The organism is Microbacterium sp. 22303 (genome assembly GCF_052045265.1).
Lineage (GTDB): Bacteria > Actinomycetota > Actinomycetes > Actinomycetales > Microbacteriaceae > Microbacterium.
The window spans coordinates 217,150-243,117 of the sequence record NZ_JBQEOQ010000004.1 but is presented as its reverse complement, the minus strand read 5'-3'; the positions used below and the strand labels follow the sequence as shown (position 1 = coordinate 243,117).

The following is a 25,968-nucleotide window of genomic DNA, read 5'->3' as shown; positions in this document are numbered from 1 at the left end:
GGGCGTCTTGTCCGAGCCCCCGCCCGCCATCGGCTCAGAACCGGTCGAGGGCGAAGATCGCCGGAGCGGGGGCGCGGTCGAGGGCCAGATCGGCAAGGAGACGCCCCACACTCGGCGTGAACTTGAATCCGTGCCCTGAGAACCCGGCGCCCAGCACCACGGGGCCACGGCGATCGATCACGAAGACTCCGTCGGGTGTCGTCGTGTATGTGCAAGTGATCTCGGTGACGTCATCGGCGTCGACGCCCGGCAGCCATTCGCGGGCGTAGTCACGGATGAGCGCGGAGAGCGCGGGGTCGGGCACGAAGCTGCGCCGATCGGGGTCGATCACAGGGCCGACCCCGTGCCAGCCGGCCTTGATGCCCTGCCCCGGCGTGTGCATGCCGTACACGTTCGAGGGCCAGCGACGATCCGGTCCGGAATCGGCGAGGAAATGATTGAATCCCGGCCATTCCCCCGGGATGCGCGGGGCGAAGTGCGCGGGCTGTTCCTGGGTGACCACGAGGCGCGGCAGCGGAACGTGCCCGGTGAGCAGCGTCGACGTCCAGGCGCCGACCGTGACCACCACCCGGCGGGCGCGCAGGTCGCGCACACCCTCGGGGGTCTCGATCGTGAGCACGGCCTCGTCGCCGACCGGACGGATGCCGGTCACGCGGGCGCCGTGCTGCACGCGGGCGCCCTTCTGCTGCGCCGCGCGCTGCAGCGCGGCGACAGCGCGGTCGGCGTGCAGGCGCCCGGCCGTCGGCGTGAACAGTACGCGGCCTTCGAAACGGATGCCCGGCCAGCGCTCCGATGCCTCCCCCTCGTCGACGAAGACACTGGGGATGCCGGCCGCGGCGAGCGCGGCGTGCGCCGCCTCATGACCCGGATTCGGTCCGTGATTGACGATGCCGTGCTGGGTGAGGAGCTCGGTGCCGGTCTGCGCTTCGAGCAGTCGCCAGAGCCGCTCGGCTTCGACGAGCATGCCCACATGCACGGGATCGGCGTAGGAGACGTTGAAATTGCGGCTGGCGCCGTGCGAGGCGCCGTTCAGGTGCCCGGGTTCGAAGCGTTCGAGGAGCAGCGTGTCGGCCCGTCCGGCGAGCTGCCACGCTGCGGCGGAGCCCATCGCCCCGCCTCCGACGATCGCGACGTCGACCCGTTCGACCATGCGCTGCCCCATTCCGAAGCCGCCGAACGGCCCGCCCACCACGATAGGACCGGATCCCGGCAGCGGACGGGCAGGTGACCACGCGTTACGCACGGATGACGGGTGCCGGGTCGTGCTGATTCCCTCCGTCCCGCACCGTCGCGAGATCTCTCGTTCGCATGACGGGGGCGGGGCCTGTCCGGACGTTCCAGGATCCGGGGCGGGGACCACGGGGCGGGGGATCCGGTCGGACCCACCCGCGACCTCGGGTAGACTTGTCGACGGCTCTCCGCGTGGCGGCACCCAGGCCAACTCCCCCAGGGCGGAAACGCAGCAAGGGTAACCGGGCTCTGTCGGGTGCGCGGAGGGTCTTTTCTTTGCTCGGATCCGGGTTCGGATCGTTGCCGGGAGTCTGTTCCGGACGCGATCCCTCTGCCCGATCGGGGGAGGGCGTCGGCCCCGGACACACGCACGCGCTAGGGTCCGAGCATGGGACATGACGAGCGCAGGCCGACCGTCTACTCCGCCGTGCCCAAGAATCTCACCGCGCCGTACGTGATCCCGCCGCTCGAGCACGACGGGCATGGTCGCCCGAAGCCGATCGGCGCTCCGACGGAGCCCGGGCCGCAACGGCGTCGCTCCTGGATCCCGTTCCTCGTCGTGGCCATCGCGACGTTCGTGGTGATCCCGGTCGTGGTCGCGCTGCTGGCCGGAATCTCCAGCCTCCCCGAATCGGCCCCGGAACCTCCGCCGCCCGTGGTCGCGGCTCCCGAGACCGCCTCGCCGGCGTCGGCCGCGCCCGACGATCCGGCATATCCGGGCCTGGATCCCGCTCGGCTCGCCGCGCTGCTGCAGGATCCGGGTGCGCACGTCGGAGAGCAGTACACCGCGTATGTCGAGATCCAGATCGGAACCGAGAGCATTCCGCAGAATCTCCGCGACAAGGCGGGGCTCATCGGCTTCGCGGGCGCGGAGCCGCCCTCGAAGCCGATGCAGGACGCCGCGAACCCGGTCGCGCTGATGGCCGATCCGGGGATCCTCGATGCGGCCGTACGCGGCGCGGTGCTGCGCATCCGGTTCCAGGTCGCGTCGACGACCGATCGCACCTCCGTCTACAACGGCTCAGGCATCGCCGAGCTGCATGTCGTCGCGGCGGAGACAGTGGCCTCGTTCTCCTGAGCCGCGCCCCCGCCGAGACCGCGGGCGCAGCCCGGCGCGCGCGGAGCTGTGATCCTGCCCCGCGGACGTCTATCCAGGCGAGCCCTCGTCCGACTAGCCTTGATCAGGTGGCACCCAGACGTGCCGGTCCGAAGATCCCGTTCTCAGCCACCGGAGGCTCCGCCGTGCCCGACACCCCCGCAGCGCTCCCCGACCTGCATCGCTCGGCCGCCGTGCTGTTCGATCTGGACGGCGTGCTGACGCCGACCGCAGAGGTGCACATGCACGCCTGGCAGGCGGTGTTCGACGAGGTGTTCCTGCTCTGGGACATCGCGCCCGCGTACACCGACGAGGACTACTTCGCCTATGTCGACGGCAAGAAGCGCTACGACGGCGTCGCGAGCCTGCTGCGCAGCCGCAACGTGGAGATCCCGTGGGGGTCCGTCGACGATGATCCCGAGGTCGACACCGTGTGCGGGATCGGCAACCGCAAGAACGTCGCCTTCTCGGAGGCGCTGCGCCGCGACGGCATCGCGCCGTATCCCGGATCCCTCGCCCTGCTGCAGGAGCTGAGGGCCGCCGAAGTGCCGATGGCGGTCGTGTCCAGTTCCAAGAACGCGGAGGAGGTGCTGGCCACGGCCGGTATCCGCGACTTCTTCACGGTGGTCGTCGACGGCGTGGTCGCCGAGCGGGAGCATCTCGCCTCCAAGCCCGCACCGGACGTGTTCCGCGTGGGCGCCGAGCGCATCGGCGTCGACCCGGCATCCGCGGTCGCGGTCGAGGACGCGACGAGCGGCGTCGCCTCGGCCGCCGCTGCCGGCTACGGCACGGTCATCGGCGTCGACCGCGGAGCCGGATCCGATTCCCTCCTCGCCCACGGCGCGACCGTCGTCGTCGACGACCTCGCCCGTTTCCTGTCCTGAACCGACCCCTCACGGAGAGCACTGCATGATCGATCGCGACCTCTTCCCCGTCGACCCGTGGCGTCTGGTCGAGACGTCCTATCCGCACGTCAACCCCGGCGTCTCCGAGACGCTCATGGGCCTCGGCAACGGGTACCTCGGCCTGCGCGGCAACCACATCGAGGGCCGCAACGCGCTCGAGCACGGCACCTTCATCAACGGTCTGCACGAGACCTGGAAGATCCGCCATGCCGAGCAGGCGTTCGGCTTCGCCGAGGTCGGTCAGACGATCGTGAACGCCCCCGACGCCAAGGTCATGCGGGTCTACGTCGACGACGAGCCGCTGAGCTTCGACGAGGCGGATGTGCGCGAGTACCGGCGCGCGCTCGACTTCCGCACCGGCATCCTCGAGCGCGAGGTGCTCTGGGAGACGCCCTCGGGCAAGCGTGTGCGCATCCGGGACGAACGGATCGTGTCGTTCGTGGAGCGTCATCTGGCGGTGCTGCGTCTCGAGGTCACGGTGGAGAACTCCGACGCGCCCGTCACGATCTCGTGCCAGCTGCTGAACCGGCAGGACGGCGAGGACGTCTACGGCGGGGTGCCGTCGATGGCCGCCGGATCCCCGGGCGAGAAGGCCGGCTTCGACCCGCGCAAGGCGGAGCGGTTCGGCGACCGCGTGCTGCAGCCCGCGGAGTACTGGCAGGACGGCGGGCGCTCGGCGCTCGCGTACCGCGTCGCGAACTCGGGCATGACCCTCGCCGTGGTCGCCGACCACCTGGTCGAGACCGAGAACGAGTACACCGCGCGCCAGCTCGTGGAGCCCGATATCGCGAAGAACGTGTTCCGGGTGCAGGCTAAGGCGGGCGTGCCCACGCGGGTGACGAAGCTGGTCAGCTATCACACCTCCCGCGGCGTGCCGGCCCGTGAACTCATCGACCGCTGCCGGCGCACCCTCGACCGCGCCGCGGTGGAGGGCGTGGAGGCGCAGTTCGCGAAGCAGTCCGAGTGGCTGAGCGCGTTCTGGGAGCGCAGCGACGTGCGCATCGCCGGGCATGACGACCTGCAGCAGGCGACGCGATGGTGCCTGTTCCAGATCGCGCAGGCGTCCGCGCGTGCGGACGGGGCGGGTGTCTCGGCCAAGGGCGTGAGCGGATCCGGCTACGGCGGGCACTACTTCTGGGACACCGAGGTGTATGTGCTGCCGTTCCTCACGTACACCTCTCCGACGTTCGCGCGCAACGCGCTGCGCTGCCGGGTGCACATGCTGCCCGCCGCGCGCCGCCGCGCCGGCCAGCTGAACGAGGGCGGAGCACTGTTCCCCTGGCGCACGATCAACGGCGAAGAAGCAAGCGCCTACTACGCCGCGGGCACGGCGCAGTACCACATCAACGCCGACGTCAGCTATGCGCTCGGGAAGTACGTGCGCGCCACCGGCGACGACGACTTCCTCTATCGCCAGGGAGTGGACATCGCGGTCGAGACCGCGCGGATGTGGGCGACGCTCGGCTTCTGGCGCTCGGCCGCGGGCGTGGACACGTTCCACATCCACGGCGTCACCGGCCCCGACGAGTACACGACGGTCGTCAACGACAACCTCTTCACGAACGTCATGGCTCGGTACAACCTGCGCTTCGCCGCACGCGTGGTGCGGGAGATGGCCGCGGACGCGCCCGAGGCGTACGACGCGGCGGTGGAGCGGCTCGCCATCGAGCCCGCCGAGGTCGAGCGGTGGGAGCGCGCGGCCGACGCGATGCACATCCCGTTCAGCCCCGCCCTGGGGATCCACCCGCAGGACTCCCTGTTCCTCGAGCGCGAGGTGTGGGACCTGCCGGCCACGCCGCCCGAGCAGCGCCCGCTGCTGCTGCACTTCCATCCGCTCGTGATCTACCGGTTCCAGGTGCTGAAGCAGGCGGACGTGGTGCTCGCGCTGTTCCTGCAGGGCAACCACTTCACCGAGGCCGAGAAGCTCGCAGACTTCGAGTACTACGACCCGCTGACGACGGGCGACTCGACCCTGTCGGCCGTCGTGCAGTCGATCCTCGCCGCGGAGGTCGGGTACCAGGACCTCGCGCACGAGTACTTCGAGCACGCGATCTACGTCGACCTGGGCGACCTGCATCGCAACGCCTCCGACGGCGTGCACGTGGCGTCGGCGGGCGGCGTGTGGACCGCGCTCGTCAGCGGCTTCGGCGGCATGCGCGACCACGACGGCGAACTCAGCTTCGACCCGCGCCTCCCGGCCGACTGGCCTGAGCTGTCGTACCCGCTGCTCTGGCGCGAATCGCAGCTGCAGATCACTTTGACCGCCGACCGATTGCTGGTCGAAGTGCGCTCCGGGAACCCGGTCGCGTTCACGGTGCGCGGGGTCGCGCACACGGCCTCTACCGACGCTCCTGCTGCCGTGCATCTCGCGGATCAGGGACCTGTCCTCCGCGGGCGCCCGGAGTTCGGCTCGCAGGCCCGCCGCGAGGACGGCACGATCCTGTCGCCGACCGTGCCGACGACCTCGGCGATCCCGATCATCGGATACGTCGGGGAATCGGGGGAGTAGTCCCGGCCGCGGCGCTGGTCCCTGAGACTCTCGAGGGACCGGCGCCCGCCCGGGTCCGGTGCTCGCCGCGCCGCCCCTACTCGCCGTGCCTGATCTCGCAGTCACTGCCCGGTGCGAGCACCGCCTCGTGCCCGTCGTCGTAGCGCACGACGAGAAGCTCGCCGCGCACCTCGAGGACCACGCCGGATCGCTCCGCGCCGCCCACCACCCGGCCGTGGATGCGGATCCGGTCGCCTGCTGCCACCTGCGTCATCGTCCACCTCCTCCTTCAGGGTACGTCCGTTCGAGGGCGTTCGGGAGGGGGTCTCCGGGGCCCGTCCGGCACCGTCCGGCGCGGCGTCGGCGCAGACGCCGCGGCCGTCGCGGCGTCTACGCCGGACGCCCCGCGCCGATGTCCGACGCACACCGTAGTCTTGACGGGTGAGCACAGCCCTGTACCGCCGTTACCGGCCCGAGAACTTCGGGGAGATGATCGGGCAGTCGCAGGTGACCGATCCGCTCATGACCGCGCTGCGCGGCGACCGGGTGGGCCACGCCTATCTGTTCTCCGGGCCGCGAGGCTGCGGCAAGACCACCTCTGCGCGCATTCTGGCGCGCTGCCTGAACTGCGCCGAGGGCCCCACCGACACCCCGTGCGGCGTGTGCCCGAGCTGTGTCGAGCTGTCGCGCAACGGCGGCGGATCCCTCGACGTCGTCGAGATCGACGCGGCCAGCCACAACGGCGTCGACGACGCCCGCGATCTGCGCGAGCGTGCGACTTTCGCACCCAGCCGGGACCGGTTCAAGATCTTCATCCTCGACGAGGCGCACATGGTGACGCCGCAGGGCTTCAACGCACTGCTGAAGCTCGTCGAGGAGCCGCCGCCGCACATCAAGTTCATCTTCGCGACCACCGAGCCGGAGAAGGTCCTCGGCACGATCCGCTCGCGCACGCACCACTACCCGTTCCGGCTGGTGGCGCCCGCAGCGATGCTCGAGTACGTCGAGAAGCTGTGCGCCGAGGAGGGCGTGACCGTCGCCCAAGGCGTGCTGCCGCTCGTCGTGCGCGCGGGCGGCGGATCCCCGCGCGACACCCTCTCGCTCCTCGACCAGCTCATCGCGGGCTCGGAGAACGGCGACGTCGGCTACGAGCGCGCGGTCGCGCTGCTGGGCTACACGCACTCCGCGCTGCTCGACGAGATCGTCGACGCGCTCGCCGCGGGCGATGCGGCTGCGGCCTTCCCCGCGATCGACCGGGTGGTGCAGACCGGACAGGATCCGCGCCGCTTCGTCGACGATCTGCTCGAGCGCCTGCGGGACCTCATCGTGATCGCCGCCGTCGGCGACGCCGCCTCCGCGGTGCTCCGTGGCGTCCCGGAGGACGAGCTGACCCGGATGCGGAGCCAGGCCGCCGCATTCGGCGGGCCGCGCCTGTCTCGCGCAGCGGATCTCGTGAGCTCGGCCCTTGACGACATGTCGGGGGCGACGTCGCCCCGTCTGCACCTCGAGCTGCTCGTCGCTCGTGTGCTGACGGCGCTCGCCGGGGGAGAGGTTGCGCCCGCGGCACCCGCTCCCGCGTCGGTCGCTGCGCCCGCTGCGCCTTCCACGGCTTCGGTCGCGGCACCTGCCGCGGCTTCGGTGACCACGCCCACGCCGGCCCCAGTCGCCACGCTCGCTGCGGTCGCCACGCCGGCCCCGGTCGTCGAGCGAGTACAGGAAACGACCGAGACGACCGGCGACACATCCACCCCGGTTGCGGATGCGCCGGCTCAGGCCACGTCCTCCGTCGCCGATTCCGCTCCCGAACCGGAGACGGCTCCTCCGGCCGGGCCCGTCGACATCGACCGGATCCGTACGGCCTGGTCGGCGGTGCTCGGGCGGCTCGAGAAGATCAGCCGCGGATCCTGGCTCGTGGTCACCGCCGTGCAGCCGCTCGCGTACGATGCCGAGACCGAGGTGCTCACTCTCGGGTTCCCCGGACCGAACGACGTCGCCCGGTTCAAGGGCACCGCGCCCGGCAACGGCCCGTCCGACCACCTGCGCACCGCGATCGAGGGCGAGCTCTCCGTCAAGGTCAAATACCTGCCGGCCCCGCTGCCCGAGGCCGCACCCGAACGGAACTTAGCCGAGGGCGGGAAGGCCCCGCGACCCTCCGATGACACGCCGTCCGAGCAGATCCCCGCCGAGCGAACCCCGGCGGCGCAGACTCCGGTCGAGGCGGCTCCGGCGGAGCGGATCTCATCCGACCGGACCCCGTCAGGGCGACAGGAGCACGGGCGGCCGTCCACGACGCCGAAAGCCTCGGCGTCGAGCGCGGGCACCACTCCGGGCACGACCCCCACTCCGCGCGCTGCTCCGACCACGACCGCGCCCGTCACCGAATGGGCTGTCGCAGCGATCCCGCAGGGCGAACCCGAGTCCGTCGCGCCGACAGGTGTCACGCCGAGCGGTGCCGGGCCGGCCCCGGCTGCTCCCGCTCAGGCTGACGCCGCGCAGGCTCCCTCGGCTCCGGCCCCGTCCGCTACAACGGTGGCGCCGTCGGCCGAAGCCAGGGTGGCGCAGTTCCCCGTCGACGAAGAGCCGGCCGACGTCGAGGCCATGCCGGCATCGGGGTGGTACGAGCCGGGCCGCGACGGCGATGTGCTCGACGATGAGCCGCCGTTCCCCGACGACGCCTACGACCCCGGTCCCGATCCGGGTCAGGGGTCCTTTGCGGCCGCGCCCGAGCCGGCGATGGTCCCGGCCGGAGTGGCCGCGTCCGAAAGCGGCCGGCCGGGTCTGGTTCCGGCTCCTGCGGCCCCGTCCGGCGGACGTCCGGATCCGGCGCCGCGCGCCGCGCCCCCGGCACCGACGGTCACTGACCGGACTCCGCGTTCCGCAGCCCCGGGGGTGCAGCGCTACGGCGAGGCGGTGGTGCGTCAGGTGCTCGGTGCGAAGTTCGTCCGCGAGGAGCCCTACGAGCCGCAGACCCGGTTCCAGTGATCCGGGGACAGCATGACCATCGACAGTGATGAACGAACGATCATGAGGATCACGAGATGTATGACGGCATCGTCCAGGAGCTGATCGACGAGTTCGGCCGCCTGCCGGGCATCGGCCCGAAATCCGCTCAGCGCATCACGTTCCACATCCTGCAGACGCCCTCCTTCGACGTGAAGCGCCTCGCCGAGCTGCTCTCCGAGGTGCGCGAGCGGGTGCGGTTCTGCGAGATCTGCGGCAATGTGGCGGAGCAGGAGCGCTGCGCGATCTGTCGCGACCCGCGCCGCAATGCCGCCCTCATCTGCGTCGTCGAGGACGCGAAGGACGTCGCGGCGATCGAGCGCACCCGGGAGTTCCGCGGGCTCTATCACGTGCTCGGCGGCGCGATCAGCCCCATCGCGGGTGTCGGGCCGGACGACCTGCGCATCGCGCAGCTGATGACGCGCCTCGCTGACGGCACCGTGCAGGAGGTCATCCTCGCCACCAACCCCAACCTGGAGGGGGAGGCGACGGCGAGCTACCTCAGCAGGCTGCTCACCAGCATGCAGATCACCGTCTCGCGGCTCGCCTCCGGTCTGCCCGTCGGCGGCGACCTCGAATATGCCGACGAGGTCACCCTCGGACGCGCCTTCGAGGGCCGGCGCGTCCTGTGAGCGGCGTTCCCGCCGGCCCGGGAGGGCATGGCTTCAGCCGTCGCGGCTGGCTGCTCTTCGGGGCGATGTGCCTGCTCTGGGGCGTGCCCTACCTGCTGATCAGCGTGGTGGTGGAGTCGTTCTCCCCGCCGGCGATGGTCGCGGGCAGGACTCTCATCGCGGCGATCCTGCTGCTCCCGTTCGCGATCCGCAGCGGCGCGATCAAGGCCGCGTGGAAGCACTGGCCCTGGGTGCTCGCCTTCGGCCTCGTGGAGATGGCGGGTCCGTTCTTCCTGCTGGGCCATGCCGAGCAGTCCCTGCCGTCCGGCCTGACGGGGCTGCTGGTCGCCACGGTTCCCCTGTTCGCGGCGCTCATCGCCCTCGGGGGCGGAGACCGCGGCGTGCTGAGTCCGGCGCGGCTGATCGGACTGCTCGTCGGCTTCGTCGGCGTCGGCGTCGTGGTGGCGGGTCCAGGGCTCACTGGCGGCAAGGTCGATCTCCTGGCTGCGGGGGAGGTGCTGCTCGTCGCGGTGCTCTACGCGACCGCGCCGTTCATCGTCGCCCGCAAGCTCGGCCACGTGCCGTCGATCGGCACGATCACGCTCGCGCTCCTGTTCATCGGGATCCTCTACCTGCCGATCGCCCTGCTGACCCAGCATCAGGTGCCGACCGTGCCGTCGATCGCGGCGCTGATCGCCCTGGGCGTGATCTGCACCGCGATCGCATTCCTGGCCTTCTTCGCCCTCATCAAGGAGGTCGGCCCGGTCCGGGCGCCGCTGTTCACCTACGTCAACCCGGTGATCGCGATCGTCCTCGGCGCCATCGTGCTCGCCGAGCCGCTCACTCCCGGGCTGCTGGTCGGATTCCCGCTGGTGATCATCGGGTGCTGGTTCGCCGGCACCGGCGGCCGGCTGCGGCCGAGAGCGGCGGTCGACGAGACCGCCGTGGAGCTGACCGCCGAGCCGGTGCCGCCGGCCGAAGCGAACACGCGCGCTCCGGCTGTCCCGCCGGAGGTCAGGACGCCCGACGGATCCCCTTCCACAGAGTGATCAGCAGCAGCACGAAGGCGGCCCCGATCAGGATGTGACCCGCGCCGGCGATCCCGGAGATCGCCTTGGACGCCTCGACCTTCAGCACATCCAGGATCCCGTGCCACGTCATCATCGCGCCCGTCACCAGCACGCCGGCGTTGTAGATCCAGAAGAACCAGCGGAACAGGCGGCTCACCGACACGGCGAACAGCTTCTCCAGTGCGAGCACGATGAGCGTGACCAGGGCGCCGAGGGCGAGCAGGTGCGTGTGCACGAGGGCGAGCTGTCCGCTGAAGCCGTTGGGAAACCCGTTCGTCTTCGTGAACTCGCGGTAGAACAGCCCTGCGGCAAGTCCCAGGGCGATCCACACGACGGCGGCGATGAACAGCTGGGTGAGGGCGCGACGCTGTGCGGGCGCGGCGGACGGCGAGGGTGCGATGTCGACGGAAGAGGTCATGCTCCCAGCCTTGGCGCATCCGCCCGCCGACGCATCCATCGAATGAACGAGACCCGAGGGTGGGCAGACGTCCCGCTGACCCGGGAGAATCGGAGCATGAGCACCGCGCCCGCCTCCGCCCGCTGGCAGATGCTGCGCGGCGCGCGTTTCGCCCTGCACCTCATCACCGTGGTGCTCGTCGTGGTCACCACGGCCCGTGCGGGGATCGAAGGGGAGCTGCTGCCCGTTCTGCTTGCCGCGGCCGTGTACCTCGCGTGGTACGGCGCCGGCGCCGGATTCGCGCACAAGCGGGCCGCTGTCTGGTGGATGCTGGGGCTGCTCGCGATCTGGATCGGGATGCTCGCGCTGTCCGCGGAATTCGTCTGGCTCGCGTTCCCGCTGCTGCTACTCGCGGGTCACGTGCTGCGGCTCCCGTGGTCCCTCGCCTTCGTGGTGGCGGTGCTCGCCGCGTCGATCGTCGCCCCGATGCTGCATCCGGGCGGGGTGCAGCCCGGCACGTCGCTGGCCCACCTCATCGGCCCGCTCGTCGGCGGCGGCTTCGCGTTCGCGGTGTCCCTCGGCTACGACGCCATGCTGCGCGATGCGGCCGAGCGGGAGCGGCTCATCGACTCGATGCTGCGCGCGCAGCACGAGGCGGAACGCCTGCATGACGAGCTCGCTGCGAGTCAGCGCGAGGCGGGTGCCACTCGTGAGCGCACGCGCCTCGCCCGCGACCTGCACGACACCATCGCGCAGGAGCTCAGCACGATCGTCATGCTCGCCCGCCTGGATCCGGCGGCCCCCGCGGGTGGTATCAATGAGGAGTCGACGGCCGCGACCCTCGGGGTGCGCCCGGATCGCACGGCCCAGATCGAACAACTCGCACAGCACTCGCTCACCGAGCTGCGCCGCATCGTCGCGGCCCTCGCGCCCGCGGATCTCGATGAATCCGCGCTCTCGGCCGCCCTCGCCCGCATGCTCGACGCCCTGCACAACGAGACCGGCGTCATCGGCGCGTTGCAGGTTGATCCGGACCTTCCCTCCCTGTCGACGCCGATCGAGGTCGCCCTGCTGCGCGTTGCCCAGTCCGCGCTCGCGAACGTGCGTCGGCATGCGCAGGCGCAGACCGTCCAGGTCGCGCTGATGGCCCGCGGCGGATCCGTGCGACTGCGGGTCGAGGACGACGGCGTCGGGTTCGACCAGGCCGTACGCCCGTCCGACGCGTCCTACGGTCTCGCGGCGATGCGCTCGCGACTGCGCGAGGGCGGCGGAGAACTCTCGATCCGATCCGCTCCCGGTGCCGGCACCACCATCGAGGCCGCGCTGCCGCTCGGCACTCCCGCCGGTGCTCGCACCGACACCGGCGCGGGCATCGAGAGCGGAATCGGCTCCGGCACCGCCTCAGGTGCCGAGGGAGGTGCAGCATGAGCATCCGGCTGATCATCGTCGACGACCACCCCATCGTGCGCGCGGGGATCCGCGCCGTCGTCGAGGCACGCGGCTTCGACGTCCTCGCCGAGGTCGGCACGGGCGAAGAGGCCGTCACGGCCGCCCGCGAGCTGCACCCCGACGTCGTGCTCTGCGATCTGCGCCTCGGGGAGGGCATGGACGGGGTCGCCACGACTGCCGCACTGCGGGCGCTCCCGGTGGCGCCCGCGGTCCTGATCCTCACCACGTTCGACCACGACGCCCAGATCGTCCGGGCGGTCGAGTCGGGCGCCGCCGGCTATCTGCTCAAGGAGGTGGGCGTCGAGGTCATCTCCCGGGCGATCGTGGACGCGGCTGCCGGATCCACGGTGCCCACCCCCGGCGGGGACGAGCGCCTGGTCGCCGCGCTGCGGGCACCGCGGGTCGAGCTCACCGCACGCGAACAGGAGGTGCTGGCGCTCGTGGCCGAAGGACTCAGCAACCGCGAGATCGCGGTGCGGCTGTTCGTCACCGAGGCCACCGTGAAGACGCACATCGTTCATCTGCTCGACAAGCTGGGCGCTGAGAGCCGCACCGGCGCCGTCTCGGAGGCCCGTCGGCGCGGGCTGCTCTGACCGTTGCGGGCGGATGTCGCCACGGCCCACATCGACCGCGAGACTCCATCTCCGTAACGAGACTGCAGTCCAGGCACGCAGTCTCGTTACGGAGATGGAGTCTCGCGGAGGGGGCTGGGCAGAGGTAGCGCCGGATACCGTCGCAGGCGCCGTCACATACCGGATCCGGCATGGAGTGCGCTCGTAGAATGTGCGGTGGTGCGCCGCTTCCGGCGCCCGGCATCCCCAGGAGTGATCCGTGGCCCTCATCGTGCAGAAGTACGGCGGCTCGTCCGTCGCCGACGCAGAGAGCATCAAGCGCGTCGCCAAGCGCATCGTCGACACGCGTCGCGCCGGGCACGACGTCGTCGTCGCCGTCAGCGCGATGGGCGACACCACGGACGAGCTGCTCGACCTGGCGGCTCAGGTCGCGCCGATCCCCGCGCCACGCGAGCTCGACATGCTGCTGTCCAGCGGGGAGCGCATCTCGATGGCGCTGCTCGCGATGGCGATCCATTCGATGGGCTTCGACGCGCGCTCGTTCACCGGACCGCAGGCCGGCATGCGCACCGACAGCCGGCACGGGTCCGCGCGCATCGTCGAGGTCACTCCGACGCGCTTGCGTGAGGCGCTCGATGAGGGTGCGATCGTCATCGTCGCCGGCTTCCAGGGCATCAACGACGACACGCAGGACATCACGACCCTGGGCCGTGGCGGATCCGACACCACCGCGGTCGCACTGGCCGCCGCGCTCGACGCCGACGTCTGTGAGATCTACAGTGACGTCGACGGCATCTTCACGGCCGACCCGCGTGTGGTCCCGCTCGCGCACAAGCTTTCGCACGTCTCGAGCGAGGAGATGCTCGAGCTCGCCGCGAACGGCGCCAAGGTGCTGTACATCCGCGCCGTCGAGTACGCGCGCCGGCACGGCGTCCTGATCCACGCCCGGTCGAGCTTCACGTCGACGGAGGGCACCTACGTTCTGGGCGAGGGCATGAAGAACCCCCGCGAATCCGAGGGAGCAGTCATGGAAGAGCCGATCGTCGCCGGTGTCGCCACCGACCTCAGCCAGGCCAAGGTCACCGTCGCGGGCGTCCCCGACGTGCCGGGCAAGGCCGCGGAGATCTTCAAGATCGTCGCCAAGTCCGGCGCGAACGTCGACATGATCGTGCAGAACGTATCGGCCGCCTCCACGGGACGCACGGACATCTCCTTCACGCTGCCGAAGTCCGACGCCTCGGCGGCGCTCAAGGCGCTCGCCGCCGAGCAGTCCGACGTGGGCTTCGAGAGCCTCCTGCACGACGACCAGATCGGCAAGCTCTCGGTCGTGGGCGCGGGCATGCGCACCCACTCGGGAGTCTCCGCGATCCTCTTCGAAGCGCTGTCGACCTCGGGCGTGAACCTGGAGATGATCTCGACCTCCGAGATCCGGATCTCCGTCGTCGTGCGCGGCGACGAGCTCGCCGAGGCCGCACGCGTCGTGCATGCGGCGTACGGCCTGGACGGCGAGGTCGAAGCCGTCGTCGCCGCGGGCACCGGCCGCTGACCCGCCGCTGGTCGCCCCTACCGGATCCGGACTCCTCCCGGACCCGGTAGAATCGCCCAAACCCTGACACCGGCGCCAGGCGCGGACTGATCCGCCATACCCGGCGACCGCGCCTCCGCCTCGTCCGCCGTCCGGCACCCGCCGCGGCACGAAGCCAAGGAAGCACCCTCATGACCCGCATCTCCGACTCAGGACTCTCCGTCGCCATCGTCGGCGCCACCGGCCAGGTGGGCACCGTCATGCGCGACATCCTCGCGGAGCGCTCCTTCCCGATCCGCGAGCTGCGCCTGTTCGCCTCGGCCCGCTCGGCCGGCACCGCGATCGACTTCGGCGGCATCCCGGTCATCGTCGAGGACGTCGAGACCGCGGATCCGGCCGGCGTCGAGATCGCGCTGTTCTCCGCCGGCGCCACCGCGAGCCGCGCCTACGCCCCCCGCTTCGCCGCGGCAGGCGCCGTCGTGGTCGACAACTCCAGCGCCTGGCGGATGGATCCCGAGGTGCCGCTGGTGGTGAGCGAGGTCAACCCCGAGGCGATCGACGACACCCCCAAGGGCATCATCGCGAACCCGAACTGCACCACGATGGCCGCGATGCCCGTGCTCAAGGCGCTGCACGACGAGGCCGGTCTCGAGCGCTTGATCGTGTCGACCTACCAGGCCGTGAGCGGATCCGGTCTCGCGGGCGCGCAGGAGCTGCTCGGTCAGGTCGAGGGCGTGCTCGCCCAGGGTGACACCCTGAAGCTCGTGCACGACGGCTCGGCACTCGACTTCCCGCAGCCGGAGAAGTACGTCGCGCCGATCGCGTTCGACGTGATTCCGCTCGCCGGATCCGTCGTCGATGACGGCCTCAACGAGACCGACGAGGAGAAGAAGCTCCGCAACGAGAGCCGCAAGATCCTCGGCCTGCCGGACCTCCGAGTGGCGGGCACGTGCGTGCGCGTCCCGGTGTTCACCGGGCACTCGCTGTCGATCAACGTCGAGTTCGCCAACGAGATCAGCCCGCAGCGCGCATACGACGTGCTCGCCGCCGCGCCGGGCGTCGTGGTCGAAGAGGTGCCGACGCCGCTGTACGCCGCAGGCAAGGACCCGAGTTACGTCGGCCGGATCCGCGCCGACCAGTCCGCACCGGAGGGCAAGGGCCTCGTGCTGTTCATCAGCAACGACAACCTTCGCAAGGGCGCCGCGCTGAACGCGGTGCAGGTCGCGGAGCTCGTCGCGGCGCGTCTGGGCGCGGGCGTCCCGGAGCGTCTGGGCGCCTGACTCGGGTTTGCCGGGCCGGTCGAAAGGCCTGGAACCGTGCAGCTCGCCTCGTGATGTCCGTCGTGGCGAATGTCCGGCGATGGATGGCCGCCTCGGCGAATATCTCGGCTCTCGCGGACAACTAGACTGTTCGAGTGACTGAATCCGTCGACGTCGTCCTCATCGGCGGTGGCATCATGAGCGCCACCCTGGGAACCCTGCTGCGTGAACTGCAGCCCGACTGGAAGGTCGTGGCCTTCGAGCGGCTGAGCGACGTCGCGGAGGAGAGCTCGAACGCGTGGAACAACGCGGGCACGGGCCACGCGGCCCTGTGCGAGCTGAACTACATGCCCGAGGGCAAGGGCGGCACGCTGGATCCGGCGAAGGCGATCGGCATCAACGAGCAGTTCCAGCTCAGCCGTCAGCTGTGGTCGACGCTGGTCGACCGCGGTGTGCTCGACGCGCCCACGACCTTCATCAACTCCACGCCGCACATGACGTTCGTGCGCGGGCAGAAGGATGTCGACTACCTGCGTCACCGCTACGAGGTCCTGAAGGAGCAGCCGCTTTTCGCGGGGATCGAGTTCAGCGAGGACTCCCGCGTCATCAACCAGTGGGCGCCCCTGCTGATGGAGCAGCGCCGCAAGGGCGAGCCGTTCGCCGCGACTCGGGTGCCGAGCGGCACCGATGTCGACTTCGGATCCCTCACCCGCCAGCTCTTCGACCACCTCACCGAGGACGATCGCTTCACGCTGCTGCGCAACCATGAGGTCCGCAAGCTCAAGCAGCGCAAGGACGGCACCTGGGACGTCCGCTACCGCAACGTCGTCGGGCACACCCCGGGCTCGGTCAATGCGCGCTTCGTGTTCGTCGGGGCCGGCGGCTGGGCGCTCAAGCTGCTGCAGGGATCCGGGATCTCCGAGATCAAGGGCTACGGCTGCTTCCCGATCGGCGGCCAGTGGCTGAAGACGTCGAATCCGGCGATCGTCGCCAAGCACCAGGCCAAGGTCTACTCGCAGGCTCCGGTCGGCGCTCCGCCGATGTCGGTGCCGCACCTCGACACCCGCGTCGTCGACGGCGAGACGAGCCTGCTGTTCGGCCCGTTCGCCACGTTCAGCCCGAAGTTCCTGAAGCAGGGCGGGATGCTGGACATCGTCACCCAGGTGCGCCCGCACAACCTGGGCAGCATGCTCAAGGTCGCGTTCACGAACTTCGACCTCATCAAGTACCTGGTCAGCGAGCTGCTGAAGACGCACCGCAAGAAAGTCGACACACTGCGGGAATTCATGCCCACCGCGCAGGACGGCGACTGGGAGCTGCTCCAGGCCGGTCAGCGCGCGCAGGTCATGAAGGGCGGCAAGCTGCAGTTCGGCACCGAGGTCGTCGCGGCCGCCGACGGCACGATCGCGGGCCTGCTCGGGGCCTCCCCGGGAGCGTCCACCGCGGTGCCGGTCATGCTGGACGTGCTGCAGCGCTGCTTCCCGGAGCAGTACGGCGAGTGGGAGCCGAAGCTGCAGGAGCTGATCCCGACGCTCGGCGAGAAGCTCAACGACTCCGCCGCCGACGCGCGCGCATCGATGGGCGCCACCGCGAAGACGCTCGACCTGACGGCCTGATCCGACGCCGTGGCCAAGCTGTACTTCCGCTACGGGGCGATGAACTCCGGCAAGTCCACGGCGCTGCTGCAAGCCGCGTACAACTACGAGGAGCGCGGCCAGCACGTGCTGCTGGCCAAGCCCGCGATCGACACCAAGGGCGCTTCGCAGGTGGAGAGCCGCCTCGGAATGACCCGTGAGGTCGACTTCCTGATCGGGGCGGGGGAGGGCGCGCGAGCGCTGTTCCATCGCGAGCGCGATCGTGTCCGGCGGGCCGGCAACGACGTCGCCTGCCTGCTCGTGGACGAGGCGCAGTTCCTGGATCCGGCGCAGGTCGACGACCTGTTCCGCATCTCGGTCGAGGATGACATCCCGGTGCTCGCGTACGGCATCCGCAACGACTTCCTCACTCACGCCTTCCCAGGATCCGGACGCCTGCTCGCGATCGCGCACACGCTAGAGGAGCTCAAGACGATCTGCCGCTGCGGTCGCAAGGCCGTGTTCAACGGACGCCGGATCGGGGACCGCTTCGTGTTCGACGGCGACCAGGTCGCGATCGACGGCGCGGGCGATGAGCTCGTCACCACCTACGAGTCGCTGTGCGGTCACTGCTACCTGCAGGAGTCCGGCGGCCGCCTGGGCTGACCTTCTCCCTTCGAGTCGTCCCCCTCAGCACGGTCCATGGCCCGTGCTGAGGGGGACGACTCGGTTGTGAAGGGTGGTTGCGTGGTCTGACCACACGTCCTAAGCTGTGGTCTGACCACAGGAGGACCGATGCCTGACCGCAGCGACGCACCCGCGCGCACCTGGCGCACGGTGCTGCAGCACGTCGAACAGCGACTCCTGGATGGCGAGCTCGGCCCCGGTGACAGGCTGCCCAGCGAACGCGATCTGGCGGCCGAGCTCGGAGTGGGGCGCTCCAGCGTGCGCGAGGCGATCCGCGTGCTCGAGGTGATGGGGCTCATCCGCACCTCGACCGGATCCGGCCCGCAGGCGGGGGCGATCGTCATCGCCGCCCCCGGAGGCGGGCTTTCCGCGCTGCTGCGCCTGCAGGTCGCCGCCCAGGGCTTCCCGATCGCCGACGTCGTCGGCACCCGCCTCATCCTGGAACAGGCCGTCGTCATGGCGCTCGCCGGGGGAGCAGCCGACACTGCGGAGGCTCATCGGCTCCTCGACGCGATGGACGCCGACCTGGATGCCGCCGACTTCCTCGCGCTCGACGCCCAACTGCACCTCACGCTGGCCGAGGCGAGCGGGAACACCGTGGTCTCGGCGATGATGACGGGCCTGCGCGACAGCATCGAATCGTACGTCCGCGCCGGATCCGCCGGAATCGACGACTGGACGGGCATGGCGGCGCGGCTCCGCGCCGAGCATCGTGACATCGTCCGGGCGATCGATGAGGGCCGCGCCGATGCGGCGGCGGCGCTCGTGCGCGACCACATCATCGGCTACTACGCCGCGACCGGCTTGGCCGGCGCGGCCGACACGAACCCCTGATCGGAAGGACCCTCCATGGTGCAGCGCCAGCTCCCCAACCCCGCCGAGATCTTCGAGTTGATGAGTTTCAAGAAGCCCGAACTCGACGGCACGAAGCGCCGCCTCGAGGGGGCGCTGACGATCTCGGATCTGCGCACGATCGCGAAGCGTCGCACGCCCAAGGCGGCCTTCGACTACACCGACGGTGCGGCCGAGGGCGAGCTGTCGCTGGCTCGCGCCCGGCAGGCCTTCGAGGACGTGGAGTTCCACCCGGGGATCCTCGCCCCGGCCCCCGAGCTGGACACCTCCACCACGATCCTGGGCGCTCCGAGCGCGCTGCCCTTCGGGATCGCGCCGACAGGATTCACCCGCCTCATGCAGACGGAGGGCGAGGTCGCCGGAGCGGGCGCCGCGGCGGCCGCCGGGATCCCCTTCACGCTGTCCACGCTCGGTACCACTTCGATCGAGGACGTCAGGAAGACCACCCTTCGACAGGCTCAGGGACCGGTTCCGGCGAGGAACTGGTTCCAGCTGTACGTGATGCGCGACCGCGAGATCTCCTACGGCCTCACTCGCCGCGCCGCCGAGGCCGGGTTCGACACGCTGATGTTCACGGTCGACACGCCGGTCGCGGGCGCGCGCCTGCGGGACAAGCGCAACGGGTTCTCGATCCCCCCGCAGCTCACCCTCGGAACCATCATCAACGCGATCCCGCGGCCGTGGTGGTGGATCGACTTCCTGACCACCCCCAAGCTCGAGTTCGCGTCGCTGTCGACGACAGGGGGCACCGTCGGAGAGCTGCTCGACGCGGCGATGGATCCCACGATCAGTTATGACGACCTCGAGGTGATCCGCGGCATCTGGCCCGGCAAGCTCATCGTGAAGGGCGTGCAGACGGTCGAGGACGCGGTGCGGCTGAAGGACACCCACGGCGTGGACGGCGTGGTGCTGTCCAATCACGGCGGCCGTCAGCTCGACCGGGCGCCGATCCCGTTCCACCTGCTGCCGCATGTGCGCAAGGCCGTGGGCGAGGACTTCACGGTCATGGTCGACACCGGCATCATGAACGGCGCCGACATCGTCGCCGCGGTCGCCCTGGGCGCGGACTTCACGCTCATCGGGCGCGCCTACCTGTACGGCCTCATGGCCGGCGGACGCCGCGGAGTGGACCGCACGATCGCGATCCTGCGCACCGAGATCGAACGCACGATGCGCCTGCTCGGGGTCTCATCGCTGGCCGAACTGGAACCGCGTCACGTCACCCAGCTCACCCGCATGGTGCCGGTGGCGTCGAGCGCCGCCGAGGCCGCGACGCGATGACCTCCGATGCCTCGGGCCGGGTCGACGTCGAGGACCGGCGCATCGACGGTCCGCATGGAGCGATCCCGGTGCGGGTGTATCACCCGTCCGCGCCCGCGGGGCCAGGGCTGGTCTGGCTGCACGGTGGCGGCTTCTCCGGGGGCGACCTGGACATGCCGGAGGCGGACTGGGTCTCACGCTCCTTCGCGGAGCGCCGCATCGCGGTCGTCTCCGTGGACTACCGGCTGGCGCCGCCGCGTCTCGGTGGGGTCGCGTGTGCCGGGCTGAGCGGCGCGCACCACCCGGTGCCCGTGGACGATGTCGTGGCGGCCTTCGCCTGGGCGGTGGAGTCCGGGGTCGCCGGCGGACCGTGGGCGCTCGGCGGCACCAGCGCCGGCGGCAACCTCGCGGCCTCCGCCACGCTGCGGCTGTCCGGGTGGGCCGGTACCGCGATGCCGGCCCTGGCCGTGCTGGCGTATCCGACGCTCCTGGCGGTGCAGCCTGCGCCGGATCAGGCGTTACGTGCTGCGCTGGACGCGGATCCCGACGCCGACGTGTTCGGTCCGGACTCCGTACGCACGATGTACGAGAACTACCTCGGGGGCCCGGTGAGCCAGGCGACGCCGTCGGCGGCCCCCGGCCTCGCGAGCATCGCCGAGGTGGCGGGCTACCCGCCCGTGATCATGATCAACGCCGAGGTCGACGAGCTCCGCGTGTCGGCGGAGCTCTTCGCCCGCACGCTCGAGGCCGCGGGGGTTCCGGTCGAGGTCACGACCGAACCCGGCACGACCCACGGCTATCTCAACCGCCCCGAAGAGGCCGCGGCGACGGCCTCGATCGAGCGCTATGCCGCGCGGATCCGCGCGCTCGCGCGAGACGTCGACTGAGGCGTCAGAGCGCCTGTCGGGCGACGGGATCGGCGTCCAGCACGGGCAGCAGGGCGTCGAGGTGGTCCGCAGTGTCCTCCCAGCCCTCCACGGCGACGCAAGGCACACCGAGGGCCTTGACGGGGTAGTCGTTGCCGCCCTCGTCGAGGCGGTCGCCGTAGAAGAGCATGTCTGTGAAGGGGATGCCGGTTCGTTCGGCGAGCTCGGTCATTCCGTAGGCCTTGTCGATGCCGGCCCGCGTGATGTCGATCGACGTGGATCCGCCGGAGCGGACCTCGAGGTCGGGCACGCGGGGGGCGACGGCGTCGCGGAGGGCGGCGCGCCGCGATCCGTCGGGGTCCCAGGCCTTCTTCGCGTCGTGGGGGGCCTTCTGACCGAGGGCGGAGAAGGTGATCTGCGAGCCGCGGTCTTCGAGGATGGGGCCCCAGGTCTCGCTCTCCCAGAGTCCGAGGCGGTGCGCCTCTTCTTCGAGGGCGGCGAGAGCGGCGGTCTTCTGCTGGTCGCTGAGGTCGCGGGCGTAGACGAGGGTGAAGTCGGATCCGTCGTGACGAAGGTAGCGGGTGCCGCAGGTGGGCAGCAGGTGGATGCGCTGCAGGAGCCGGGCGTCGGCGCCGAGCCGGGAGACGACCTGGGTGCGGAACTGCTCCTCGTTGCCGCCGGAGATGATCGCCACCTCGACCCGCTGCGCCAGGGCGAGGAGAAGGTCGGCGATGCGGGGATCGATCGCGCTCTTGGAGGGTGCGAGGGTGTCATCGAGGTCGAAGGCGACCAGGCGGGGCGTCGTCATAGCAGTTCCAGCGTAGAGGATGCATATGAGAGGGAGCCCGGGGGCCCTGTGCCTGGAACGAGTGAGGGACCGATCCAATGGATCGGTCCCTCATCGATTGTGTCGGGGTGACAGGATTTGAACCTGCGGCCTCTTCGTCCCGAACGAAGCGCGCTACCAAGCTGCGCCACACCCCGTGGCAACCGTTCAAGTCTATACGGCGAGCGCGCCAGGAGCGAATCGAGCCGGAACTCGCGCGTGGCGGAATCGCACGGATGCCGTGGTGACGATCGACTGGCCGCGTTCGTCGGGGTCAGCCTCCGACGAACGCTTGGGACGAGTGTGGAAGCCCTTCGGCTTTGCAGGCATCGGCCAGTGCTTGTGAGGCTGTGTTCCACGCGCTACTCGTGGCATCTGGTGTCGATGAGGCTGTATCCATCGGCGGGCGGAGTGGTTTCAGCTTCGCCAACGCTTCGGCGACAGCTCCTCCGCCGGCCGACGGTGCTCGCCCTATGACGCGAAAGGCGAGCTCGTACCAGCCGGTGCGTTCCTGAGGGACGATTGCGCCGCGGTGGAACGAGTCGTCAGTGTTCCGCAAGATCGTCAGCATGTCCGAGTACGTCTCGCAGGTTGCTCTGTCGGTTGCGGAGGCTGTCGGAATGGCGTTCGGGGATGTGGCCATCACGGACGGGTGCGTAGAGGGCGTTGCGTCAGCCTGGGTGGTTCCCACTGCGCAACCCGTTATTCCCACGAGCGTAAGAGCGGCTCCCACGGCGGCCAGAATCGGTCGCGCGTGAATCCTGGTTCGATCCATAGTCGTGAACGTCACACGCACTGGATCAGGATTTCGATATTGGCGTTTCCGACATCCGGAAAGCACCCGTCGCAGTCGTAATTGATCAGGAAGTCTGTTGTGATATGGAGTCTCAGGTTCATGCCCTGACCGTCGAGCCAGGTTACGGTTTGCCAGTCGCAGGGGACATTCCAGTCTTTATAGAATGTGACGCTTGATCCGTATTGCGCGCCGGAACTGTCGACGAGCGCGATGGTCACTTTTGCCGGATTGACGAACGTTCGCCCGTAGTCCGGAGAGACATCGTTCAGTTTCATCTGAACTGTGTGTGAGTACACTCGGTATGTGCCCCAGTACCTGTCGTCTCGGGAGGACTGGTAAGCAAAAACATCATAGTATTGGTACGCCACGCTGGATCTCCATCTGTCTATTCTTAATTTGGGCGCAGTGAGTCGCGCTTTGGTGATTACGCGACCACTAGTCGCGTAATCTGAGTGGCTACCTAATCCCCAAGAAGGCGAACATTGGAGTGAAATCGCCGCCGCGCGCCGACTGCAGCGGGCTTCGGGATCCAGAAGCTGACCCAGACTGCCTAGTGCCATCGATGAACACGTTGGAGTCATCGATGATGACCGCCTTGCGCACGTCCGTCGCGTAGGCGGCTTCGAGAATGTCCAGGTGATGGTCCACTACGGCCTTATCTCCCCGCGAATTCCCCTCATGCGCCTTGTTTGCGAAAGCGCATTGCCAGATCATGTACGCGGTTGCTACCCCGCTGCCGCGCTCCCACCGTGCGTTAGGGTTTGGCGTACTTAGCCCTGGGTCCTCGGGGAACGACCAGTTGTCCGGGAGAACGAGGGGGAAGATGGGGATGGCGCTCCGGTACTCGTCCTGGATGTCAGACAGAGTTCCAAAACCGGAGAGACGAGTCTTCGACAAATACGCATCGATTGCACCCGGGGAAGTTTCCACTGACGGGAGTCCGGTGCGGGTGGAGGCGCCTGAAGCAGCAGACGCGTGTGGTGTGAATAATGCGGTAGTCGATCCGACTGCCGCAAGCTGAAGAATAATTCTGCGTGAGATAGCGGCCACTTGCCGACTCCAATTCCTCCGGATTATTGGGCATGCATTGTTGAAATAACTGCAGAAAGCGCCCGAGTGCTCCTCTTTTTTTGCCCAGCACGGACGCTATCCAGACAGTTTCAGCCTTGTCAAGCAAATTCTTTGGGGGTCCCACAAGACGGGATGATCCAGTCGGAGGCAATCGCCGGAGGTTTCTGGGCCTGCGGTAACGGGGACTCGGCTGTCGCATAAGGATCTGTCAGTCGACGCATAAGTGTCGTCCATGCGTTTCTCGGCGTTCTGTGAGTTCAGCTGAAGGTTGCGGATATCGCACCCTTTGACGACCGGGGTGCGCATGCTTTTCAGGGGGGTTCTGTCGACGACGCTTGCTGCGCTGTTGGCGGTGACGGCTGGTCCAGTGCAGGTCGGCTCGTCTATTGCTGGCTTGGTCGCGTCGAGTCCCGATGTCGGCAGCTCGGTTCTTCGGGCGGGTGTCGCGTCGTCGTCGCCAGGATCGGACGTTGCGGTTGATGGGGCGGGTGACGCTGCGGGGTATCACGTTCGGATCGCTTCGAGTGCTGACGGGTATGTGTGGCATGACGTTGCGGTGCTGCGTCCGGCGAACCTGGATCCGGGCTCTTGGTACGGGTACCAGTGCGTGACCGGGGATGGGAAGTTCGCTGCGGTCGCGGTGCTGCCGGGGGATCTGATCAACCGGAATGACGCGAGGGATCACGGCGCGTTCGCGTACTCCGTGAACCTCGAGTCCGGTGCGGTGAAGGCTCTGGGGAGCGGTGTCGGGCTGAAGTATCACTCTCCGGGATGCGGGTTGAGCGGGTCGGCGGTGTTCACCAGCAACCCCGGCACGAACGAGACCGAGACGGTGGCGACGGCGTATGACTTGTCGTCCGGGAAGCAGACATCGCAGTCGATCGTTGCCGGGCAGGTGACGAGCGTCGTGCCGTTGGGTGATCGCGTGGTCGGCGCGTCGGGTTCGTCGCTGGTGGAGCTCCCTGAGGGGGGTTCCACGGACAATCCGACGACGACGCACACGATTGCGGATGCGGGTGCGGCGGCGTTTGATCTGCGTGCGGCGACGGACGGCGGTGCCGACTTTCTGATGGATCCCGGGGACGGGTCGGTGAAGATCGCGCATTTGAAGGATGCGAAGGTCTCGGGGATCGGCGCGGGCAAGCTCGGTGCGACCCGGCTGTTTCAGGGTGCGGGTGGCCACAACCTTGTGGCCGGCGCCGATGAGGTCAAGGACGGGCTGACGGCGCTGGATGCTAGTCAGCTCCCGGTCGGGGCGGCGAATGCGGCGTTGGATGGCGGCGGGGTTTTCGGCGCTGACACAGCGGTGGCGCCGGGCGCTGCGGGGGCGCCAGCGACTCAGGCTGATGCGTCTCAGGCGGTAGGTCTGCCTTTGGTGGAGATGCAGGCGACCAAGCAAGCTCACCAGACCACGCTGAAGAGCACGGACTCTGCGGGTGGTTCTAGCCCTGCTCGAAAGGCGGGTCCTGAAGTTCCGCACGTAAAGAAGCCGGAAGACGCGGCGCAGCCTGCACCGACTGAGGCGAAACCTGCGGTGTTCACGAACGTGGGGCCGACGGGCCCGTCGCTGCAGTTGGCGTCCAACGTGCACGCGATCCCCGCGTTGTCTTCGGGGGCGACGACGCCGAAGTGTTCGGTGGCGCGATTGCAGCCGACGTTGCAGGCCATGCAGCCGGGGAACGCGCAGGTGGACTGGGCAACACAGATGGCGGAACAGGGTCTACTGACGGCGGCGAACGGGTACGCGCGCCCGGCGAACTTCGCGAACATGGGACTCGTCTCCTATGCCCCCAGCGACGATTTCCCGCCGATCGCGTTGAGCCACCCATCATCGGACACGTGGTCCACGGTGCCGCGTTCGGTGATGGTCGCGATTGACGCTCAGGAGTCGAACTTCAACCAGGCGTCCTGGCACGCACTGCCCGGCATCGCCGGTGACCCGCTGATCGCGGACTACTACGGTGCGGGTGACGCGATCGACACCATCAACTACCCGGCCGCGGACTGCGGGTACGGGGTCGCGCAGGTGACGACAGGGATGGCCGCGACGGACACGTCGATCTCCCCGCACGGGCAGATGAAGGTCGCGGTCGACTATCAGGAGAACATCGCTGCCGGGTTGAACATCCTCGAGCAGACGTGGAACCAGCTGTACGCGGCCGGAATCACGGCGAACGGCGGCGATCCGAAGTATCTGGAGAACTGGTTCCTCGCGACCTGGGCGTACAACACGGGCATCCAGCCGACCGCGGCCTTCGGGAACACGAGCGGGTGCACCCCCGGGCCCGACGTGTACGGGCCCGGATGGGACGTGGGGGCTGGGCTGGTCGAACAACCCCCGCAACCCGGACTACGACCCGAATCGTGCGCCGTATCTGAAGAGTACGTACGCGGACGCGGCGCATCCTTCGAGCTGGCCGTATGAAGAGCGCAT

21 protein-coding genes, 1 tRNA gene and 1 other RNA gene are annotated in these 25,968 nt (G+C 69.3%); 17 read left to right on the top strand and 6 right to left on the bottom strand.

The genetic code is table 11. From position 1 onward, the window contains the following. Positions 1-34 precede the first annotated feature (34 nt). Positions 35-1,192, bottom strand: coding sequence for an FAD-dependent oxidoreductase (locus ACTJI8_RS13165; protein ID WP_440733885.1), 1,158 nt, complete (start codon positions 1,190-1,192; stop codon positions 35-37). Between the two features lie 217 nt (positions 1,193-1,409). Here ACTJI8_RS13165 and ffs point away from each other — a divergent pair. From ffs to ACTJI8_RS13145, 4 genes are all read left to right on the top strand, one after another. After that, an RNA gene (gene ffs / locus ACTJI8_RS13160) (signal recognition particle sRNA small type) lies at positions 1,410-1,506 on the top strand. Positions 1,507-1,618: 112 nt separating this feature from the next. Then, positions 1,619-2,308: a hypothetical protein gene (locus ACTJI8_RS13155; protein ID WP_440733884.1), complete on the top strand. Its 690-nt coding sequence runs from the start codon at positions 1,619-1,621 to the stop codon at positions 2,306-2,308. Between the two features lie 164 nt (positions 2,309-2,472). Next, positions 2,473-3,210: a beta-phosphoglucomutase family hydrolase gene (locus ACTJI8_RS13150; protein ID WP_440734092.1), complete on the top strand. Its 738-nt coding sequence runs from the start codon at positions 2,473-2,475 to the stop codon at positions 3,208-3,210. A gap of 25 nt (positions 3,211-3,235) precedes the next feature. Beyond that, the gene (locus ACTJI8_RS13145) at positions 3,236-5,740 is read left to right on the top strand and encodes a glycoside hydrolase family 65 protein (RefSeq protein WP_440733883.1); all 2,505 of its coding nucleotides are present in this window, start codon (positions 3,236-3,238) and stop codon (positions 5,738-5,740) included. A 76-nt stretch (positions 5,741-5,816) separates the two neighbouring features. Here the strand turns inward: ACTJI8_RS13145 and ACTJI8_RS13140 are convergent, their stop codons facing one another. Further along, complete coding sequence (locus tag ACTJI8_RS13140; RefSeq protein ID WP_292722557.1) at positions 5,817-5,993, bottom strand: DUF1918 domain-containing protein; 177 nt, start codon at positions 5,991-5,993, stop codon at positions 5,817-5,819. Positions 5,994-6,160: 167 nt separating this feature from the next. Between ACTJI8_RS13140 and ACTJI8_RS13135 the strand changes: the two genes are divergently transcribed. Genes ACTJI8_RS13135 through ACTJI8_RS13125 form a run of 3 tightly spaced genes read left to right on the top strand, consistent with a single transcriptional unit; the run spans position 6,161 to position 10,379 of the window. Next, entirely contained in the window at positions 6,161-8,701 is a 2,541-nt protein-coding gene (locus tag ACTJI8_RS13135; protein WP_440733882.1) for a DNA polymerase III subunit gamma and tau, read from the top strand. A 56-nt stretch (positions 8,702-8,757) separates the two neighbouring features. Continuing rightward, a complete protein-coding gene (gene recR, locus ACTJI8_RS13130; RefSeq protein ID WP_233311551.1) occupies positions 8,758-9,351 on the top strand; it encodes a recombination mediator RecR in 594 nt (197 codons plus the stop codon). Beyond that, complete coding sequence (locus ACTJI8_RS13125; RefSeq protein ID WP_440733881.1) at positions 9,348-10,379, top strand: DMT family transporter; 1,032 nt, start codon at positions 9,348-9,350, stop codon at positions 10,377-10,379. The genes recR and ACTJI8_RS13125 overlap by 4 nt, the downstream gene beginning before the upstream one ends. On the opposite strand, the gene ACTJI8_RS13120 is transcribed toward ACTJI8_RS13125, so the two are convergent. Then, positions 10,345-10,818 (bottom strand): DUF2871 domain-containing protein, encoded by a 474-nt coding sequence (locus ACTJI8_RS13120; protein WP_440733880.1) that lies wholly within the window; start codon positions 10,816-10,818, stop codon positions 10,345-10,347. The two genes, ACTJI8_RS13125 and ACTJI8_RS13120, sit on opposite strands and share 35 nt — an antisense overlap. Before the next feature lie 96 nt (positions 10,819-10,914). Here ACTJI8_RS13120 and ACTJI8_RS13115 point away from each other — a divergent pair, with 96 nt between their 5' ends. From ACTJI8_RS13115 to ACTJI8_RS13075, 9 genes are all read left to right on the top strand, one after another. Beyond that, positions 10,915-12,225, top strand: a complete 1,311-nt coding sequence (locus tag ACTJI8_RS13115) for a sensor histidine kinase (protein WP_440733879.1) — start codon at positions 10,915-10,917, stop codon at positions 12,223-12,225. Then, the gene (locus ACTJI8_RS13110; protein WP_440733878.1) at positions 12,222-12,839 is read left to right on the top strand and encodes a response regulator; all 618 of its coding nucleotides are present in this window, start codon (positions 12,222-12,224) and stop codon (positions 12,837-12,839) included. Before ACTJI8_RS13115 ends, ACTJI8_RS13110 begins: the two co-directional genes overlap by 4 nt. 238 nt (positions 12,840-13,077) lie before the next feature. Then, on the top strand, positions 13,078-14,364 hold the full coding sequence (locus tag ACTJI8_RS13105; protein ID WP_440733877.1) for an aspartate kinase: 1,287 nt from the start codon (positions 13,078-13,080) through the stop codon (positions 14,362-14,364). Between the two features lie 170 nt (positions 14,365-14,534). Further along, positions 14,535-15,623 carry an aspartate-semialdehyde dehydrogenase gene (locus ACTJI8_RS13100; protein WP_440733876.1) on the top strand — a complete coding sequence of 363 codons (1,089 nt, stop codon included), beginning with the start codon at positions 14,535-14,537 and terminating at the stop codon, positions 15,621-15,623. Positions 15,624-15,757: 134 nt separating this feature from the next. Further along, positions 15,758-17,218, top strand: a complete 1,461-nt coding sequence (gene mqo / locus ACTJI8_RS13095) for a malate dehydrogenase (quinone) (protein ID WP_440733875.1) — start codon at positions 15,758-15,760, stop codon at positions 17,216-17,218. Between the two features lie 9 nt (positions 17,219-17,227). Beyond that, complete coding sequence (locus tag ACTJI8_RS13090; protein WP_440733874.1) at positions 17,228-17,842, top strand: thymidine kinase; 615 nt, start codon at positions 17,228-17,230, stop codon at positions 17,840-17,842. Positions 17,843-17,971: 129 nt separating this feature from the next. Further along, a complete protein-coding gene (locus ACTJI8_RS13085) occupies positions 17,972-18,697 on the top strand; it encodes a FadR/GntR family transcriptional regulator (protein WP_440733873.1) in 726 nt (241 codons plus the stop codon). A gap of 15 nt (positions 18,698-18,712) precedes the next feature. Next, entirely contained in the window at positions 18,713-19,996 is a 1,284-nt protein-coding gene (locus tag ACTJI8_RS13080) for an alpha-hydroxy acid oxidase (RefSeq protein WP_440733872.1), read from the top strand. Beyond that, entirely contained in the window at positions 19,993-20,862 is an 870-nt protein-coding gene (locus ACTJI8_RS13075; protein ID WP_440733871.1) for an alpha/beta hydrolase, read from the top strand. Before ACTJI8_RS13080 ends, ACTJI8_RS13075 begins: the two co-directional genes overlap by 4 nt. A gap of 4 nt (positions 20,863-20,866) precedes the next feature. Here ACTJI8_RS13075 and ACTJI8_RS13070 read toward each other — a convergent pair whose 3' ends face one another. From ACTJI8_RS13070 to ACTJI8_RS13060, 3 genes are all read right to left on the bottom strand, one after another. After that, positions 20,867-21,649 (bottom strand): HAD-IIB family hydrolase, encoded by a 783-nt coding sequence (locus ACTJI8_RS13070; protein WP_440733870.1) that lies wholly within the window; start codon positions 21,647-21,649, stop codon positions 20,867-20,869. Positions 21,650-21,751: 102 nt separating this feature from the next. Then, a tRNA-Pro gene (locus ACTJI8_RS13065) sits at positions 21,752-21,825 on the bottom strand. Between the two features lie 628 nt (positions 21,826-22,453). Further along, complete coding sequence (locus ACTJI8_RS13060) at positions 22,454-22,738, bottom strand: hypothetical protein (protein ID WP_440733869.1); 285 nt, start codon at positions 22,736-22,738, stop codon at positions 22,454-22,456. A 1,094-nt stretch (positions 22,739-23,832) separates the two neighbouring features. On the opposite strand from ACTJI8_RS13060, the gene ACTJI8_RS13055 reads away from it, so the two are divergent. Next, complete coding sequence (locus tag ACTJI8_RS13055) at positions 23,833-25,959, top strand: hypothetical protein (protein WP_440733868.1); 2,127 nt, start codon at positions 23,833-23,835, stop codon at positions 25,957-25,959. Positions 25,960-25,968 lie beyond the last annotated feature (9 nt).

What these genes read in the sequence shown, in the direction of transcription:
- ACTJI8_RS13100 (WP_440733876.1), top strand. Translation starts at nt 14,535, where the DNA reads ATGACCCGCATCTCCGACTCAGGACTCTCCGTCGCCATCGTCGGCGCC.
- recR (WP_233311551.1), top strand. Translation starts at nt 8,758, where the DNA reads ATGTATGACGGCATCGTCCAGGAGCTGATCGACGAGTTCGGCCGCCTG.
- ACTJI8_RS13120 (WP_440733880.1), bottom strand. Translation starts at nt 10,818, where the DNA reads ATGACCTCTTCCGTCGACATCGCACCCTCGCCGTCCGCCGCGCCCGCA.
- ACTJI8_RS13145 (WP_440733883.1), top strand. Translation starts at nt 3,236, where the DNA reads ATGATCGATCGCGACCTCTTCCCCGTCGACCCGTGGCGTCTGGTCGAG.
- ACTJI8_RS13140 (WP_292722557.1), bottom strand. Translation starts at nt 5,993, where the DNA reads ATGACGCAGGTGGCAGCAGGCGACCGGATCCGCATCCACGGCCGGGTG.
- ACTJI8_RS13070 (WP_440733870.1), bottom strand. Translation starts at nt 21,649, where the DNA reads ATGACGACGCCCCGCCTGGTCGCCTTCGACCTCGATGACACCCTCGCA.
- ACTJI8_RS13075 (WP_440733871.1), top strand. Translation starts at nt 19,993, where the DNA reads ATGACCTCCGATGCCTCGGGCCGGGTCGACGTCGAGGACCGGCGCATC.
- ACTJI8_RS13115 (WP_440733879.1), top strand. Translation starts at nt 10,915, where the DNA reads ATGAGCACCGCGCCCGCCTCCGCCCGCTGGCAGATGCTGCGCGGCGCG.
- ACTJI8_RS13085 (WP_440733873.1), top strand. Translation starts at nt 17,972, where the DNA reads ATGCCTGACCGCAGCGACGCACCCGCGCGCACCTGGCGCACGGTGCTG.
- ACTJI8_RS13155 (WP_440733884.1), top strand. Translation starts at nt 1,619, where the DNA reads ATGGGACATGACGAGCGCAGGCCGACCGTCTACTCCGCCGTGCCCAAG.
- ACTJI8_RS13060 (WP_440733869.1), bottom strand. Translation starts at nt 22,738, where the DNA reads ATGAAACTGAACGATGTCTCTCCGGACTACGGGCGAACGTTCGTCAAT.
- ACTJI8_RS13110 (WP_440733878.1), top strand. Translation starts at nt 12,222, where the DNA reads ATGAGCATCCGGCTGATCATCGTCGACGACCACCCCATCGTGCGCGCG.
- ACTJI8_RS13080 (WP_440733872.1), top strand. Translation starts at nt 18,713, where the DNA reads ATGGTGCAGCGCCAGCTCCCCAACCCCGCCGAGATCTTCGAGTTGATG.